The sequence below is a fragment of the Paraburkholderia sp. RL17-347-BIC-D genome (assembly GCF_046027915.1).
Taxonomy (GTDB): Bacteria; Pseudomonadota; Gammaproteobacteria; order Burkholderiales; family Burkholderiaceae; genus Paraburkholderia.
Genome location: NZ_JARESS010000003.1, coordinates 1 through 16,005, shown reverse-complemented (window position 1 = coordinate 16,005; position 16,005 = coordinate 1). Strand labels below are relative to the sequence as shown.

General features: G+C 62.8%; 14 protein-coding genes. 4 read left to right on the top strand and 10 right to left on the bottom strand.

Features of this window, described 5'->3' with window-relative positions; translation table 11 throughout:
* Positions 1 to 205: 205 nt before the first annotated feature.
* A complete protein-coding gene (locus P0D96_RS05555) occupies positions 206 to 3,805 on the bottom strand; it encodes an indolepyruvate ferredoxin oxidoreductase family protein (protein ID WP_408176493.1) in 3,600 nt (1,199 codons plus the stop codon).
* Between the two features lie 362 nt (positions 3,806 to 4,167).
* On the opposite strand from P0D96_RS05555, the gene P0D96_RS05550 reads away from it, so the two are divergent.
* Complete coding sequence (locus P0D96_RS05550) at positions 4,168 to 4,368, top strand: hypothetical protein (protein ID WP_132376678.1); 201 nt, start codon at positions 4,168 to 4,170, stop codon at positions 4,366 to 4,368.
* A gap of 156 nt (positions 4,369 to 4,524) precedes the next feature.
* Here P0D96_RS05550 and hppD read toward each other — a convergent pair whose 3' ends face one another.
* Complete coding sequence (hppD, locus tag P0D96_RS05545; RefSeq protein ID WP_408176494.1) at positions 4,525 to 5,622, bottom strand: 4-hydroxyphenylpyruvate dioxygenase; 1,098 nt, start codon at positions 5,620 to 5,622, stop codon at positions 4,525 to 4,527.
* A gap of 141 nt (positions 5,623 to 5,763) precedes the next feature.
* Between hppD and P0D96_RS05540 the strand changes: the two genes are divergently transcribed.
* The gene (locus P0D96_RS05540; protein WP_132376680.1) at positions 5,764 to 6,261 is read left to right on the top strand and encodes an Lrp/AsnC family transcriptional regulator; all 498 of its coding nucleotides are present in this window, start codon (positions 5,764 to 5,766) and stop codon (positions 6,259 to 6,261) included.
* Between the two features lie 86 nt (positions 6,262 to 6,347).
* Here P0D96_RS05540 and P0D96_RS05535 read toward each other — a convergent pair whose 3' ends face one another.
* The 8 genes from P0D96_RS05535 to paaA all read right to left on the bottom strand — a co-directional run bounded on the left by P0D96_RS05535 (position 6,348) and on the right by paaA (position 12,636).
* Positions 6,348 to 7,016: a GNAT family N-acetyltransferase gene (locus tag P0D96_RS05535; protein ID WP_132376681.1), complete on the bottom strand. Its 669-nt coding sequence runs from the start codon at positions 7,014 to 7,016 to the stop codon at positions 6,348 to 6,350.
* Between the two features lie 242 nt (positions 7,017 to 7,258).
* The gene (locus tag P0D96_RS05530; RefSeq protein WP_132376682.1) at positions 7,259 to 7,867 is read right to left on the bottom strand and encodes a TetR/AcrR family transcriptional regulator; all 609 of its coding nucleotides are present in this window, start codon (positions 7,865 to 7,867) and stop codon (positions 7,259 to 7,261) included.
* Between the two features lie 14 nt (positions 7,868 to 7,881).
* Positions 7,882 to 8,694 (bottom strand): DUF1835 domain-containing protein, encoded by an 813-nt coding sequence (locus P0D96_RS05525; protein WP_408312357.1) that lies wholly within the window; start codon positions 8,692 to 8,694, stop codon positions 7,882 to 7,884.
* Positions 8,695 to 8,841: 147 nt separating this feature from the next.
* Positions 8,842 to 9,930: a 1,2-phenylacetyl-CoA epoxidase subunit PaaE gene (gene paaE / locus P0D96_RS05520; RefSeq protein ID WP_132376684.1), complete on the bottom strand. Its 1,089-nt coding sequence runs from the start codon at positions 9,928 to 9,930 to the stop codon at positions 8,842 to 8,844.
* 1 nt (position 9,931) lies between these two features.
* Positions 9,932 to 10,492, bottom strand: a complete 561-nt coding sequence (gene paaD / locus P0D96_RS05515) for a 1,2-phenylacetyl-CoA epoxidase subunit PaaD (RefSeq protein ID WP_408312355.1) — start codon at positions 10,490 to 10,492, stop codon at positions 9,932 to 9,934.
* A 7-nt stretch (positions 10,493 to 10,499) separates the two neighbouring features.
* Positions 10,500 to 11,303, bottom strand: a complete 804-nt coding sequence (gene paaC / locus P0D96_RS05510; RefSeq protein WP_408312354.1) for a 1,2-phenylacetyl-CoA epoxidase subunit PaaC — start codon at positions 11,301 to 11,303, stop codon at positions 10,500 to 10,502.
* An 8-nt stretch (positions 11,304 to 11,311) separates the two neighbouring features.
* Entirely contained in the window at positions 11,312 to 11,596 is a 285-nt protein-coding gene (paaB, locus tag P0D96_RS05505; RefSeq protein WP_095418035.1) for a 1,2-phenylacetyl-CoA epoxidase subunit PaaB, read from the bottom strand.
* Positions 11,597 to 11,637: 41 nt separating this feature from the next.
* Complete coding sequence (paaA, locus tag P0D96_RS05500) at positions 11,638 to 12,636, bottom strand: 1,2-phenylacetyl-CoA epoxidase subunit PaaA (RefSeq protein WP_132376687.1); 999 nt, start codon at positions 12,634 to 12,636, stop codon at positions 11,638 to 11,640.
* Between the two features lie 216 nt (positions 12,637 to 12,852).
* On the opposite strand from paaA, the gene P0D96_RS05495 reads away from it, so the two are divergent.
* Both P0D96_RS05495 and P0D96_RS05490 read left to right on the top strand, forming a co-directional pair.
* The gene (locus P0D96_RS05495) at positions 12,853 to 14,475 is read left to right on the top strand and encodes an NAD(P)/FAD-dependent oxidoreductase (protein ID WP_408312350.1); all 1,623 of its coding nucleotides are present in this window, start codon (positions 12,853 to 12,855) and stop codon (positions 14,473 to 14,475) included.
* A gap of 91 nt (positions 14,476 to 14,566) precedes the next feature.
* A complete protein-coding gene (locus P0D96_RS05490) occupies positions 14,567 to 15,838 on the top strand; it encodes an SGNH/GDSL hydrolase family protein (protein ID WP_408312348.1) in 1,272 nt (423 codons plus the stop codon).
* The last annotated feature ends 167 nt before the right edge of the window (positions 15,839 to 16,005 follow it).

Here is a 16,005-nt window from a genome sequence, read left to right as displayed (position 1 = left end):
CTTTGAGACTCGGAGCGGCGCCTCGTCGAGGCGTTCGCGACGAGTTTGCAAAAAAGCCACGGGTGCCGAACCCGTGGCTTTTTTATTGGCGCAGTAGTTGCACCGGCGTTACGCGTCGCGTCTCATAGCACGTAAAAAAGGCGACTGTCCGCAAGGACAGTCGCCTTTTGTTTTCAGACCGGCGGAGCCGGTCAAGCCATTCCGATCACGCCGCGTGTTGCGTCTTGCCAGCCTCCGGCGAACGCCACCGCGCCAGCAACTCGTTCCATTTGACGCGCACGCCCTTCAGGTTGTTTTCCTTCACGTGACCATAGCCGCGGATGCCGTCGGGCAGATTCGCCAGTTCGATGGCCAGCTCACGCTTCTGCGCAGTCAGGCCGGCGATCAGTTCACGCACCAGCGCTTCATACTCGCCGATCAACGCGCGCTCGGTGCGACGCTCTTCCGTCTTGCCGAACAGATCGAGCGCGGTGCCGCGCAGGAACTTGAAACGGGCCAGCACGTGCATCGCGCTGAAAACCCAAGGGCCGTACTTCTTCTTCACCAGATGACCCTTGGCATCCTTCTTCGAGAACGTCGGCGGCGCGAGGTGAATGTGCAGCTTCCAATCGCCTTCGAAATTCGACTTCAGTTTTTCGATGAACGCCGGATCGCTGTATAGGCGCGCGACTTCGTACTCGTCCTTGTAGGCCATCAGCTTGTGCAGGTTCTTCGCGACCGCCTCGGTCAACGGCAACTGACCGTCGATCGAATCGAGCGCCGACTCCGCCGCACGCACTTGCGAGACCACCGCGCGATAACGCTCCGCATACGCGCCGTTTTGCCACGCAGTCAGGTACTCGGCGCGTTTGTCGATCAGCGTGTCGAGGGCCTTCGGCGTGTGCAGCGAGATGATCTTGCTGCTCGCCGTTTCCGCCGCGGCGCCGCGTCCTTGCGATTGCGCGAGCTTGCGAACCCCGGCCAGATCGTGCGCTGCACGGCGGCCCCACTCGAAAGCCGCGCGGTTCTTCTCGACCTGCACGTTGTTCAGCTCGATGGCGCGCATCAGCGACTCATACATGAGCGGCACCCAGCCGCGTTGCCATGCATACCCGAGCACGAACGGGTTCGTATAGATTGCATCGCCGAGCAGCGCGACCGCGAAGTGATTCGCGTCGACCGTGTCGACCCCGTCGTCGCCCGCTGCGGCGCGCACGTCGGCTTCCGTGCTGCTGCCAGGGAAGCGCCAGTTCGGGTTCTTGATGAGTTCAGCGGTCGGCGTATGCGCGCTGTTCAGCACGACGCGTGTGCGGCCTGCCTGCATGCGCGACACGCATTCGTCGCTGGCCGTGACGATCGCGTCGCAGCCGATCACGAGGCTCGCTTCGCCCATGGCGATTCGGGTCGCGTGGATGTCGGCCGGATTTTTCGCGATCTGCACGTGGCTCATCACGGCGCCGCCTTTTTGCGCGAGGCCGGTGACGTCGAGCACGGTGACGCCCTTGTTCTCCAGATGCGCGGCCATGCCGAGCAGCGCGCCGATCGTCACGACGCCCGTGCCGCCGACGCCCGTCACCAGCACGCCATACGGCCGCTCCATGGACGGCAATTCCGGTTCCGGCACCGGCGGCATCGCGTCGCCGGCGACGCCGGAGGCGGCCTTCGGCTTGCGCAACTGACCGCCTTCAACGGAGACGAAGCTCGGGCAAAAGCCGTTCACGCACGAGAAGTCCTTGTTGCAGGTCGATTGATTGATCTGGCGCTTCGTACCGTACTCGGTATCGAGCGGTTCGACCGACAGGCAGTTCGACTTCACCGAGCAATCGCCGCAGCCTTCGCACACCGCTTCGTTGATCACGACGCGGCGCGCCGGATCCGGATACGTGCCGCGTTTCCTGCGGCGGCGTTTTTCGGTCGCGCAAGTCTGGTCGTAGATCAGGATCGTCGTGCCGGACACTTCGCGCAGTTGGCGCTGCACCTCGTCGAGCTTGTCGCGATGGTGGATGTCGATACCGGGCGCAAGGCCGACGTTCGCCGAGTATTTCTCCGGCTCGTCGGTGACGATCACGATTTTCGTCGCGCCTTCCGCGGCGAGCTGGTGCGTGATCTGCGGCACGGTCAGCACGCCGTCGACCGGCTGGCCGCCGGTCATGGCGACCGCGTCGTTATAGAGAATCTTGTAGGTGATGTTGGCCTTCGACGCGATCGCCGCGCGAATCGCCAACAGCCCTGAATGGAAGTAGGTGCCGTCGCCGAGATTGGCGAACACGTGTTTGTCGTTGCTGAACGGCGCCTGGCCGATCCACGCGACGCCTTCGCCGCCCATCTGGCTGAACGTGCTGGTGCTGCGGTCCATCCAGACCGTCATGTAATGGCAGCCGATGCCGGCCATCGCACGCGAGCCTTCCGGCACATTGGTCGATGTGTTGTGCGGACAGCCCGAGCAGAACCACGGCTTGCGTTCGGCTTCGACGCGCGGCCGCGCCAGCGCCTTTTCCTTCGCTTCGATCACCGCGATGCGCATGGCGATGCGAGCGCGCACATCGGACGGCAGGTCGAATTTGTCGAGCCGCGTGGCGATAGCCTTGGCGATGATCGCCGGCGAGAGTTCATAGTGCGCCGGCAGCAGCCAGTTGCCCATCGGCACCGACCATTCGCCGCCCGCGCCGTCTTTCTCGTCGAACTTGCCGAACACGCGCGGACGCTGTGCGTCGGGCCAGTTGTACAGCTCTTCCTTGATCGCGTATTCGAGAATCTGGCGCTTTTCCTCGACCACCAGAATTTCGTCGAGGCCGCGCGCGAAAGCCTGCGCGCCTTGCGCTTCGAGCGGCCACACACAACCGACCTTATATAGACGGATGCCGATGCGCGAACACGTTTCGTCATCGAGACCGAGGTCGGTCAGCGCCTGACGCACGTCGAGATACGCCTTGCCGCCGGTCATGATGCCGAAGCGCGCATGCGGCGAATCGATTTCGACGCGGTCCAGTTTATTGGCGCGCACGTAGGCAAGCGCCGCGTACCACTTGTAGTCGAGCAGACGCGCTTCCTGCACCAGCGGCGGATCCGGCCAGCGGATATTCAGGCCGCCCTCGGGCATCGCGAAGTCTTCCGGCAGGATGATCTTCGTGCGGTGCGGATCGATATCGACCGATGCCGACGATTCGACCACGTCGGTTACGCACTTCATCGCGACCCACAGGCCGGAATAGCGGCTCATCGCCCAGCCGTGCAGACCGAAGTCGAGATATTCCTGCACATTCGACGGGAACAGAACCGGCAGGCCGCACGCCTTGAAAATGTGTTCGGACTGGTGCGCGAGCGTGGACGATTTCGCCGCGTGGTCATCGCCGGCGAGCACGAGAACGCCGCCGTTGCGCGCCGAGCCGGCCGAGTTGCCATGCTTGAAGACGTCGCCGGAACGGTCGACGCCTGGGCCTTTGCCGTACCACATCGAGAACACGCCGTCGTATTTGGCGCTCGGGTACAGATTGACCTGCTGCGAACCCCAAACGGCGGTTGCCGCGAGGTCTTCGTTGACGCCTGGCTGGAACACGACCTGATGCGCGGCGAGATGCTGTTTCGCCTTCCACAGGGATTGGTCGAGTCCGCCGAGTGGCGATCCGCGGTAACCGGAGATGAAGCCGGCGGTATTGAGCCCGGCGGCCTGGTCGCGTTCCTGTTGCAGCATCGGCAGACGCACCAGCGCCTGGATGCCGCTCATGTACGCGCGGCCGCGTTCGAGGGTGTATTTGTCGTCGAGCGTGACGGAAGACAACGCGGCTTCGAGCGAGGCTCGCTGACCTGCGTCTAGCGGGGCGTTCATTATGTGTACTCCTCCAACCAGTTTGGGATCACCAAAACTTTTTTGGGCCGCGGCATCTTGTGAATGCGTAGGGCCGGGGCCGTCATCTTGACGTGTTTTAAGTGATGGTAGCACTGGTGAAAACCCGCCGCAGGCCGCGAAAAAATGGGGACCGCAGCGATACGGTCGGTGTAGGCGTGCGCCCGCTCGGCGTGTGCGCGCCCGCTGTTCCTGCGACGGCCTGTAACAAGCTGTAAAAACTACAAATCTGCGGAACCGCAGTTGAAATGTCTGTCTAACCCCCAACCTGTGAGCAATGTCCGCGCAACGCTCCGCATTCGGCGGAGCTTCACGACAACAGGGCAGTCAGAAAAGGAGTACGCATGAACACGAGAAACATCCAGACGTTCCTGATGGTTTCGGCCGCATTTTTCGCCATGAGCGCACCGGTGCGCTCGAACTCGGGCAGTGCAGGCGCGCTGTCGAACGCTGTAACCCGTACGGCGCAGGTCGCGCCCGCACGCATTGCCATGGACCGCGTCACGCGATCCACCAAGTCCGACGAGGAAGACCAGAATTCGTGATGCGCCGCGCAGGCGGTGTGTCGATTGAGTAACCAGCCGTTCTCCGACCAAGGTTTCACCTGAGACAACGGCGCTAATGAAAAGGGCGAGGATCGTGAGATCTTCGCCCTTTTCATTTGGACCTATGTGTCCGCTCTCGTGAAGCGGCGCAAGCCGTCAGACTTTGTCCTGCACCACGCCACGGCGAATCTGATCCAGTTCGATCGATTCGAACAGCGCCTTGAAGTTGCCCTCACCGAAGCCCTGATTGCCCTTGCGCTGAATGATCTCGAAGAAAATCGGGCCGATCTGGTTTTCGGTGAAGATCTGCAGTAGCAAATCATCGGGCGCGCCGTCGATCAGGATCTTGCGCTTGCGCAATTCGTCCAGCGGCTCACCGTGATTCGGCACGCGGCGATCGACCAACTCGTAATAAGTGTCGATCGTGTCGAGCAGCGAGATGTTCGATTCGCGCAAGCCGTCCACCGTGCGGTAGATGTCGTTGCTGCCGAGGGCAATGTGCTGAATGCCTTCGCCGTGGTATGCGTCGAGATATTCCTGAATCTGGCCGGCGGTCTCCGAACCTTCTTCGTTGATCGGGATGCGGATCTTGCCGCACGGCGAGGTCATCGCCTTCGACTTCACGCCCGTCACCTTGCCTTCGATATCGAAGTAACGCACTTCGCGGAAGTTGAACAGACGCTCGTAGAACTCCGCCCATTCCTGCATCCGGCCGCGATGCACGTTGTGCGTCAGGTGGTCGATGTAGGTCAGGCCGTGGCCGACCGGATTCGGATTCGCGCCCGGAATGGGTTCGAAGTCGACATCGTAAATGTCGATGTTGCCGATGCTGTTCGGCTCGGCGCCGTTCTTGCCGCGCCAGCGGTCGACGAAATAGATCAGCGAGTCGCCAATGCCTTTGATCGCCGGAATGTTCAATTCCATCGGGCCGGTTTTGTTGTCGAAGCCCCAGGCGCCTTTTTCCAGAGCCTGTTTGTACGCCTTGGCGGCGTCCTGAACGCGGAAAGCGATCGCGCAGATCGACGGGCCGTGCAGACGCGTGAAGCGTTGCGCGAACGAATCCGGCTCCCCGTTGACGATGAAGTTGATTTCCCCCTGGCGATACAGCGTCACGTCTTTATGACGATGCCGCGCGACGGCGGTGAAGCCCATCTGCTCGAAGAGCTTGCCGAGCGCCTTCGGATCCGGTGCGGTGTATTCGATGAACTCGAAGCCGTCGGTGCCGAGCGGATTTTCCCAAGTTGAAACCTGCATGTCTGTCTCCGGGTGTGCGATTGAGCGCGACTGAATGACGCAAGTGTAAAGGCCTGCCTGCGGCGAAAACTTGCGAACTTAATCGCGCATCGATACGCTGACGCTAGTTTATAGCTCAATGTTTTGAATGGACGGCAGAAAATGGCCAATATAGAGATAGACGCCATCGACAGGCGGATTCTGGCGATCCTTCAGGAGAATGGCCGGCTGTCGAATCAGGAGATCGCCGAGCGCATCAATCTTTCGCCGAGTCCGTGTCTACGGCGTATCCGTCGGCTGGAAGAGAGCGGTGTGATCCGCGGCTATGTCGCGTTGCTCGATGCGCAGCGGCTTGGGCTCGACTTGCTCGCGTACGTGAATGTGCGGCTGGAAAAGCGCGGCGGTCCGGCGCTCAGTCCGCGCGGCGACGCCACGCACGCCGATCTGTTTCGCGCGGCCGTTCAGACGTGGCCGGAAGTGGTGGCGTGTCATGCGATGACCGGCGAGATGGACTACCTGTTGCGCGTCCAGGTGGAGGACATGGCGCACTTTTCGCGCTTCGTGCAGGACCAGTTGCTACACCATCCGTCGGTGATCGACGTGAAAACGAGCTTCTCACTGGAAAAGATCAAGGAGACGACGGCGCTGCCGATTTTGTGAGCACGACGGCGTGGCGTGCGACCGCCCAGCAAACAAAAAGGGCAGCCACGGGGCCGCCCTTTGTTGTTTGCCGAAGCGCAAGCGTTTTAGGCTGCGACTTCAGTCGGCATGAACGATTCGAACAGCTTCGACGCCTGACGCGCTTGCCGCTTGAGCGCGTAGTCGAACACTGCAGCCTGCTCCTGCAGCATTTCGGCGATGATGCTCGATTGATCCGCCGGCGGCAGCGTGAGGTAAGCGTCGGCCTCGCCGTAGGCGTATTCGATCTTCATGCCGGCCTTCTTCGCGATGTGCATCATGGTCGAATTGCGCGACAGGCAGTGCATGTACAGCATGGTGACGTGCGTATTGCGGCTGCGAATGGCGGCGCGCTCGAACAGCTTCGTGCCGATGCCCTGGCCGCGGACGCTTTCCAGCACGGACACGCCGAACTCCGCCGTGCGCTTGTCGCCTTCGGCAGGCAGATAGGCCAGGTGGCCGACGCCGGTCAACTGCAGTTGATTGTTGAACACGCCGAAGACGGTGTCGCGCTTGAAGTCGATCGCGCGAACATAGTTTTCGATGACGTGATCCGGCACGATCTGGCCGAAGCGCAGGAGTCGGTCGTCCTCGTCGAGCGCGAGGAAGTGGGTCAGCAGACGCTCGCGGTCGACAGCGGTGAGCTCGCGGACCAGAGCAGGCGCACGACCGGCTGGCTGCGTCAAACGATCGTGCGCGACGATCGGCTCAGCGGCGCGGGGTGTAATCAAGTTCATGGTCGGGTTCTCCTTTTAGTCGAGCGGCGTGGTGCACCGCAAAAGCAATTTTAGCGGAGATCCAGACCGATCACTAGGGAAAACCCGTATCAATATTTGAAGGAGATGCCTAAAAAGGTGGCGCCCTAATTTTAGGTTATTGATTTTAAATAATAAATAAATGGAACAGGCGTTCGTGACACGGTGTCGCCCATCGGGCACTTCGGTCCATTATTTCGTCTGAATATTGTTGCAGTGCGGGATCAGGCTGGGTTCGAACTCAATCCGTGGTCCACCATGCCGACCACCTGCTCGGCGAATTCACGGTAGCCCATCCGGCCATCCGGCTTCAGCCAGGTGAATGTCCAGTTGATCATGCCGAACACCATCATGGTGAGCGCAGTTTGGTTGTCGCGCGTGGCGCGCTCCGGATACGCGCGGGCCAACTGCCGCGCAAAAGCGGCGACCACGTCGCGCTGACGGTTCAGGATCACTTCGCGCTGGGTATCGACCAGATACTTCACGTCGTTCAACAGCGCGACGTGCCGGCTGTGCGACGTCTCGTACTCCGACAGAAACGCCCGGATCAGTTCGGCGAAGGTTTCCCGCTCCGACAAGCCGCGCCGCTGACTCGCCCCTTCCACCTCGGCGATGATCAGCATCAGCCGCTTGGTGTAACGGTCCAGCAGATCGAACAGGATCGCTTCCTTGCTCGCGTAGTAGTGGTAGAGGCGCGCTTTCGAGGTGCCGCTCGCGGCGGCGAGATCGGCCATCGAGGTGCTCGGATAGCTGGTCTGGGCGAATTTTGCCGCGGCGAGCTCGAGAATCTGCTCGCGCTGGGTTTCGTGGTCGGGGGCACGGGTGCGGGCCATAGTCGTCTGTTGTATTAGTGTGGACAGGGGGCGAACGCCGCGCACAATTCGAGCGTGCGCCATGCGCTCGCGTCGCCGCGCAGCTTGATGCGCCGGGTCGCGGCCAGTTCGCGGAAGCGCCACAGCACAATGCTGTCGCTGACCAGGAATCCGAGTTCAGCGGTCATCAATTTGGCGGCAACGCGCGCGGCGGGCTGCCAGTCTTCAGTGACGTGCTCGAAAATCAGCGCGTCCAGTTCCGTGAAGCTGCCGCTCGTGAACGTATTGTCGCGCCAGCGCCGCGTTTCGCCGTTTGCGTGTTTGACTTCCTGCCATTCGAGCGCGAGCCGGCTGATGCGCAGGACGGAAATCGGCGCGGCGTCCGGCAGCCGGGATTGCAGCACGGCCGGCGCGAACATGCCGACCGACGTCGCGCGGTCTTTGCGGCTATGCGCCCACGCGCCCGGATCGGTGAGATCGCGAATCGACAGACGCACTTCGTTCAGGCGCTGCGGGCTGTTGCGCAGGTGATAGCAGACGCGGCGCAGCATCAATTGATCCGATGCGCTTTCGCCGTGCCACACCGCCAGATTCGCTTCGCCGCGCGCGATACTCTCCAGCGCCGCGGCCTGTTCGCGGAATTCCCGAAGGAAATCACGCCGGATGTCCGCACTCACGCGATCCCAGAAGTCCGCGCGCACGTCCGGTGCGTCGTCGACGCCACGTAGCGGGCCGACCGCGAGATCGTCGCGCAATGCGTGCACGCGATCGTCGCGGCCGCCATCTCGCAATGCGGCGCGCAGTGACTCGGCGGCGACATCGCCGTTGGTGAGGTGGATCGTGCTCATCGGCAGTGGCGTAGGGCGGTTAACAACACTAGGGGCCGCTCATCGACCGGAACAGGTGTCCGATCGCGAGCGGCCCCTAGTGTAAGCGGATCGCGGAACTGCTGAAAGCGCGGCGGACGTCTAGCAGGCTCGCCCGCCGCACGCGGCTCAACGTTCGTCGTAGCTCACCACCACCCGGTCGCTGATCGGATGGCATTGGCACGTCAGCACGAAACCGTCGCGGATCTCGTGTTCTTCGAGCGTGTAGTTCTTTTCCATCTTCACTTCGCCTTCCAGCACCTTCGCGCGGCAGGTGCAGCAGACGCCGCCCTTGCACGCATAAGGCAGCGCGAGGCCGGCGCGCAGGCCGACGTCGAGCACGCTCACGCCCTGATAAGGCAGGCGCAGCTTGCGGCGTTTGCCGTCGAGCACGATTTCGAGATCGGCAGCCGGCGTGTCTTCGGTGATTTCGACCGGCGGCACGCCCGCTTGCGGTAGCGGCGAACCGAAGCGCTCCACGTGCACCTTTTCCGACGGCACGCCGGCGGCTTTCAGCGCGGCTTCGGCGGCGTCCATCATCGGACCGGGGCCGCAGATGAAGGCTTCGTCGATCGCATCTGCGGGCAACAGATTCTCGATGAAGGCCGCGCACTTCTCCTGATCGAGCACGCCGTTGAACAGCTCGACGTCCTGCAGATCGTCGGACAGCACGTGATAGAGCACGAAGCGGTTCATGAAGCGGTTCTTCAGATCCTCGAGCTCTTCCGCGAACATGATCTGATCGACGCTGCGGTTGCCGTACACCAACGTGAAGGTGCTGCGCGGTTCGACTTCGAGCGTGGTCTTGATGATGGCCAGCACCGGCGTGATGCCCGAGCCGCCCGAGAACGCCAGGTATTGCTGGCCTTGATCGGCGTTCAGATGGGTGAAGAAGCGCCCGTCCGGCGTCATCACCTCGATCGTGTGGCCGGGCTGCAGCGTGTCGAAGGCGAAGTTCGAGAAACGCCCGCCGCGTACGCGCTTGATGCCGATGCGCAGTTCGCCGTCGCGGTCGTAATCGGTGACGCCGACGCAGATCGAATACGACCGGCGCGTTTCCTCACCGTCGATATGCGTCTTCAGCGTGACGAACTGGCCTTGCGTGAAGCGATAGTGGTCGCGCAGTTCAGCGGGGACTTCGAAGGCGACCGAAACCGAATCGGCGGTTTCGGGTCGTACTTCGCGGATACGCAGCGGGTGAAATTGCGGGGTGGCCATATCAGTATGGTTTGAAGTAGTCGAAGGGTTCGCGGCAGTCGAGGCAGCGGTACAAGGCTTTGCAGGCGGTCGAGCCAAATTGCGCGAGACGCTCGGTGTGCGCCGAGCCGCAGCGCGGGCACGACGGCGCGGGCAGCGCGCGGGGCACGAAGCGCATCACCTTTTCCTGCAGGGGCGCAGGCGAACCGCAATTGCCCGTGGGCGGCGCGATGCCGTAGGCGCGCAGTTTTTCGCGTGCGTCGGCGGTCATCCAGTCCGTGGTCCAGGCAGGCGCGAGCACCGTGGCGATCCGATAAGGCTTGAGCTCCGCCGCGTCGAGCGCATGCGCGACGTCCTCGGCAATCTGCGACATGGCCGGGCAACCGGAGTAGGTCGGCGTGATTACGACTTCGAGCGTGCCGTCGGCGGCGCGCCGCACGTCGCGCAGGATGCCGAGCTCGCGAATCGACACCACCGGAATCTCCGGATCAGGCACCGCTTCGAGCACGGCCCATGCGCGTGCGAGCGCGGCGTCGGTCGTGTCGGTCATGTCGTTTGTGCAAAGGGCAGTCGAAGTCGTCATCGTCGGATTACCAGGTGGCGCCGGGATGCTGGCGTGCAAGGCTCTGCATTTCGGCCAGCACGAAACCCATGTGCTCGGAATGCTCGCCGTGTTTGCCGGTCGTGATGTGCTTGACCGGCTCGGGCAGCGTCAAGGTGGCTTCGTCGAGCGTGGCGCGCACGTCGTCGAGCCACGCCGCTTCGAGGTCCGACGTCAACGGGCCGATGCCGGCTGCCGCAACGACTTCCTCAACGGCGTCCGTGCTGAAGAATTCGCGCGTGTACGGCACCAGATAGTCCAGTGCGGCTTGCGCTCGGCGATGCGATTCCTCGGTGCCATCGCCGAAACGGATCAGCCACTCGCGCGCGTGATGCGCGTGATAGCTGGTTTCCTTGATCGACTTCGACGCGATCGCCGCCAGCTGCTCGTCGGTGCATGCCGTGAGCGCCGTCCAAAGATGCGCCATCAACGTCGAGTAGAGGAAATTGCGGACGATCGTGACCGCGTAATCCTTCTCGGCTTGCGCGGTGGCCGACAGCGGGCCGACATGCGGCAACTCGGCGAGCGTGTAGTTGGCGAATTCGCGCTCGGCGCGAAAGTACGCGTAGTCGTCTTCCGTGCGGCTTTTGCCGGTGAGCTGTTGCTCGAGCGACGCGGCATGCGTGTACAGCAGGCGCGCCTGGCCGATCAGGTCGAGGCTCATGTTCGACAGCGCGATGTCCTCTTCGAGGATCGGGCCGTGGCCGCACCATTCGGTATTGCGCTGACCGAGGATCAGCGCGGTGTCCGCGAGGCGCAGCACGTATTGGAGATGTTGGGGCGTGATGTTCATGGCCGCGCTTACATGTGGTTGACTTCGTCGGGGAGCGTATAGAACGTCGGGTGGCGGTAAATCTTGTCGCCAGCCGGTTCGAACAGCTCCGCCTTGTCTTCCGGCGCGGACGCCGTAATCGCCGCCGACGGCACCACCCAGATGCTCACACCTTCCTGGCGGCGCGTGTAGACGTCGCGCGCCATGCGCAGCGCCATCGGCGCGTCGGCTGCGTGCAGGCTACCGCAGTGTTTGTGGTCGAGTCCCTGCTTGCTGCGCACGAAGACTTCCCAAATCGGCCATTCCTTGTTCATTGCAGATCTCCTGAGATGCTTTGTCTGGCATGCCGCGCTGCTTAGGCGGCGTGCTGTTGTGCGCGCTGGCGCTGCTTGTCGGCGTGGGCGAGGGCGGCTTCGCGAACCCAGGCGCCGTCGTCGTGGGCTTTGACGCGGGTGGCGAGACGCTCGCGGTTGCACGGGCCGTCGCCGTTCACCACGCGCCAGAATTCTTCCCAGTCGATGTCGCCGTAGTCGTGATGACCGCGCGCTTCGTTCCATTTCAGGTCCGGATCGGGCAGCGTGACGCCGAGCACCTTGGCCTGGTCGACGGTCGCGTCGACGAATTTCTGACGCAGGTCGTCGTTCGAAATGCGCTTGATGCCCCATTTCGACGACTGGTTGCTGTGGATCGAATCCTTGTCGCTCGGGCCGAACATCATCAGCACCGGCCACCACCAGCGATTCACCGCCTGCTGGACCAGTTCACGTTGCGCTTCGGTGCCGGCCATCATCGACATGAGCGCGTCGAAACCCTGGCGTTGGTGGAACGACTCTTCCTTGCAGATGCGGATCATGGCGCGCGCGTACGGGCCGTACGTGCAACGGCACAGCGGAATCTGGTTCATGATCGCCGCGCCGTCCACCAGCCAGCCGATCACGCCAACGTCGGCCCATGTGGGCGTCGGGTAATTGAAGATGCTCGAATATTTGGCTTTGCCCGAGTGCAGCGCCGCGATCAACTGGTCGCGCGACACGCCGAGCGTTTCCGCCGCGCTATACAGATAGAGGCCGTGGCCGGCTTCGTCCTGCACTTTGGCTAGCAGAATCGCCTTGCGCTTCAGGCTGGGCGCGCGCGTGATCCAGTTACCCTCCGGCAGCATGCCGACGATTTCCGAATGCGCGTGTTGCGAGATTTGCCGGACCAGCGTCTTGCGGTAGGCCTCCGGCATCCAGTCCTGAGCTTCGATCTTGCCGTCGGCGGCCATGACCGCGTCGAACTGCGTCTGCTCTGACGAGTCTGCGCCCGCATCCAGCGGGGCGACATTGCCGGGAATATCCAGGGATTGCGTGTACATGGGGACGCTCTCTGCGGAAGTTGTCTGTGTGCGCACAGTATAAGCCAACCGACCGGTCGGTTAATAAATTTTTTGAGATGGGTCGATTGGGCCGATAGGGGCTTGGGCGGTTTCCTTGGCAAGCGTTTCGTCTGCGCCGGCGCCCCGCCCCCACACTAAACCTATAAAATTGCGAATTGGCCACGATTTGCGGCCTTCCTGCATCCCCCGGTACTCATGTTACGTTTAAGCGAAATCAAACTCCCGCTCGATCATCCCGAGAGCGCCCTCGAAGCCGCCGTGCGTGCGCGCCTCGCGGAACTCGGCGTGGCCGCGGACGGGCTCATCCGATACACCGTATTTCGCCGCGCGCACGATGCGCGCAAGCGCGCCGACATCAAACTCACCTACATCGTCGATGTCGAGGTCACGGATGAAGCGGCCGCGCTCAAGCGACTCGCCGATGTGCCGCACTGCGGCGTCACGCCTGACATGGCCTACCGGTTCGTTGCCAAAGCGCCGGCGCAGATGACCGCGCTGCGCCCGGTCGTGATCGGCATGGGGCCGTGCGGCCTGTTCGCCGGCCTGATCTTGGCGCAAATGGGCTTCCGGCCGATCATCCTCGAGCGCGGCAAGGCCGTGCGTGAGCGCACCAAGGACACCTTCGGCCTGTGGCGCAAGTCGGTGCTCAATCCCGAGTCGAATGTGCAGTTCGGCGAAGGCGGCGCGGGCACTTTCTCGGACGGCAAGCTGTACAGCCAGATCAAGGATCCAAAGCACTACGGCCGCAAGGTGCTCGAGGAATTCGTGCGAGCCGGTGCGCCGGAAGACATTCTGTTTCTGAGCCGGCCGCATATCGGCACGTTCCGGCTGGTGAGCATGGTCGAAAAAATGCGCGCGACCATCCACGAGCTGGGCGGCGAGGTGCGTTTCGAAAGCCGCGTCGACGATATCGAGATCGGCCAGGGCAAGGTGCGCGGGCTGAAGCTGTCGACCGGCGAAACGCTGCGCTGTGATCATGTGGTGCTGGCGGTCGGTCATAGTGCGCGCGACACTTTCCAGATGCTCAACGACCGCGGCGTCTATATTGAAGCGAAGCCGTTTTCACTCGGGTTCCGCATCGAACATCCGCAGGGTTTGATCGACCGTAGCCGTTTCGGCAAATTTGCCGGTCACAAACAGTTGGGCGCCGCCGACTATAAGGTGGTGCATCACTGCAGCAATGGCCGCGCTGTCTACAGTTTTTGCATGTGCCCTGGCGGCACCGTTGTGGCGGCGACGTCCGAGCCGGGTCGCGTGGTGACCAACGGCATGAGCCAGTACTCGCGGGCGGAGCGGAACGCCAACGCGGGGATCGTCGTCGGCATCACGCCGGACGACTATCCGGGCGGCCCGCTCGCCGGCATCGCTTTTCAGCGCAAGTGGGAAGAGCGGGCTTTCGAGCTCGGCGGCGGCAACTATATGGCGCCGGGCCAGTTGGTCGGCGACTTTATCGCCGGCCGGCCGTCCACGTCGCTGGGTTCGGTGGTGCCGTCGTACAAACCCGGCGTGCATCCAACCGATCTCAGCACCGCGCTTCCCGACTATGTGATCGAGGCCATTCGCGAAGCTCTTCCGCAGATGGACAAGAAGATCGCCGGCTTTGCAATGCACGACGCGGTGCTGACGGGCGTCGAGACGAGAACGTCGTCGCCGATTCGCGTGCGTCGGCGGGACGACTATCAAAGCATGAACGTCGAAGGTTTGTATCCGGCTGGCGAAGGCGCAGGGTATGCCGGCGGGATCTATTCGGCGGCCATCGACGGAATCGAAGTCGCTGAAGCGCTCGCGCTGAAGATGGTCGGGGCACAGACGGCCTGAGTCGGCGGAGCGCGGGAACGCCGTCGCGCGGACCCGCGACGGCTGGTGCGATCGGGCACAATGCACGTTTCGCCTCGAACCGACCACCCGAATGACCATTCGCACCCTGGCTGCCGCATGCGGCGCGGCGTTGCTTGTCCAATTTGCCGTTTCCCCAACCGTTTTCGCCGCCGACGCCCCGGCACATTGGGTCACCGCCTGGGCGACAGCGCTGCAACCCATCCCACAGCGGGCGGACTTGCCGCCACTCTATCGCGCGCCGGAAGTAGCCGGGCGCACGGTTCGTCAGATTGTGTATCCGACACTGTCCGGAAAGTCGGCGCGAGTCCACCTCAGCAACCGGTACGGCAAGACTCCGCTCGTCATCGAAGATCTGCGTATCGCCCGCTCGGCGGGTGGCGCGGCGGCGGCTGGTAACGGCGAGGCGCGCGTGACGTTCGGTGGCAAGAGTGCGGTTTCGATTCCGCCGGGTGGCGAGTTGGACAGTGACCCCGTCGCTGTCGATATTGCCGAAGGTGCGCCTTATGCGGTCAGCGCGTTTATGGGTCCCGAGCAACGTATCGTGGCTTGGCACCGCGTGTCGAACCAGGTGAACTACGTTTCGGCGCCGGGTAATCACGCGGCGGACGCTTCCGCGGAAGCGTTTCGCGCCCGGTTCACGCAATATGTATGGGTGACAGGATTGTCGGTGGACGCGGCGCCTGCATCCGCCGCCGTTGCCGCGATCGGCGACTCGATCACGGACGGCATGCGCTCCAGCCTGAACCAGAATCGCCGCTGGCCGGACGCGTTGGCGCGCCGGTTCGCCGCTAGCGGCGACCGGTCGACCGCGATCGTCAATCTGGGGATCAGCGGCAACCGCTTGCTGAGCGACTCCCCTTGCTACGGCGACGCGCTCGCGACGCGCTTCGAGCACGACGTGCTCGCGCGCCCGGGCGTCAAGACGGCGATTCTTTTGATCGGTATCAATGACATCAATTTCGCGGCGATGCCGCCGCGTAACGGCCTCGACTGCGACTTCCCGCACACGTCCGTGACGGCTGCCGATCTGATCGCCGGGTACCAGCGGTTGATCGCCGCGGCACGGCATGCCGGCGTGAAGGTGTTCGGCGCGACGCTGACGCCGGCGTCGCTTCCGTCGCAGCGAGAAAGCATTCGGCTCGCCGTCAATCAGTGGATTCGGACCAGCCATGCTTTCGACGGCGTCGTAGATTTCGACGCTGCGCTGCGCGATCCGGCGCAGCCGGACCGCCTGCAGCGTGGCTTTGACAGCGGCGATCACATCCATCCGAGCGACGCCGGCTACACAGCTATGGCCGAGGCGGTTCCGATGGACGCAGTGGTGAAATCGACCCGCAGGTGACTCGCCAAAAAAGATTTCGGTCAAACCCTTGTCATATGGCTGATGTTCGCCTAAGATTCGCCTCCTCGTTTGCGAACGAGGGCCGCGGCAGAAACCAGCGGCCGTAGCGTCAACAAGGTTTTAAGCGAAAGCGAAAAAATGTTGTTGACAAAACGAAAAAGAGCCTT

Excerpts from the sequence above, each read along its gene's own strand:
- P0D96_RS05495 (WP_408312350.1), top strand. The coding sequence starts at position 12,853 with ATGTTACGTTTAAGCGAAATCAAACTCCCGCTCGATCATCCCGAGAGC.
- P0D96_RS05550 (WP_132376678.1), top strand. The coding sequence starts at position 4,168 with ATGAACACGAGAAACATCCAGACGTTCCTGATGGTTTCGGCCGCATTT.
- P0D96_RS05540 (WP_132376680.1), top strand. The coding sequence starts at position 5,764 with ATGGCCAATATAGAGATAGACGCCATCGACAGGCGGATTCTGGCGATC.
- P0D96_RS05530 (WP_132376682.1), bottom strand. The coding sequence starts at position 7,867 with ATGGCCCGCACCCGTGCCCCCGACCACGAAACCCAGCGCGAGCAGATT.
- paaA (WP_132376687.1), bottom strand. The coding sequence starts at position 12,636 with ATGTACACGCAATCCCTGGATATTCCCGGCAATGTCGCCCCGCTGGAT.
- P0D96_RS05555 (WP_408176493.1), bottom strand. The coding sequence starts at position 3,805 with ATGAACGCCCCGCTAGACGCAGGTCAGCGAGCCTCGCTCGAAGCCGCG.
- hppD (WP_408176494.1), bottom strand. The coding sequence starts at position 5,622 with ATGCAGGTTTCAACTTGGGAAAATCCGCTCGGCACCGACGGCTTCGAG.
- paaC (WP_408312354.1), bottom strand. The coding sequence starts at position 11,303 with ATGAACATCACGCCCCAACATCTCCAATACGTGCTGCGCCTCGCGGAC.
- P0D96_RS05490 (WP_408312348.1), top strand. The coding sequence starts at position 14,567 with ATGACCATTCGCACCCTGGCTGCCGCATGCGGCGCGGCGTTGCTTGTC.
- paaE (WP_132376684.1), bottom strand. The coding sequence starts at position 9,930 with ATGGCCACCCCGCAATTTCACCCGCTGCGTATCCGCGAAGTACGACCC.
- P0D96_RS05525 (WP_408312357.1), bottom strand. The coding sequence starts at position 8,694 with ATGAGCACGATCCACCTCACCAACGGCGATGTCGCCGCCGAGTCACTG.
- paaB (WP_095418035.1), bottom strand. The coding sequence starts at position 11,596 with ATGAACAAGGAATGGCCGATTTGGGAAGTCTTCGTGCGCAGCAAGCAG.
- paaD (WP_408312355.1), bottom strand. The coding sequence starts at position 10,492 with ATGACGACTTCGACTGCCCTTTGCACAAACGACATGACCGACACGACC.
- P0D96_RS05535 (WP_132376681.1), bottom strand. The coding sequence starts at position 7,016 with ATGAACTTGATTACACCCCGCGCCGCTGAGCCGATCGTCGCGCACGAT.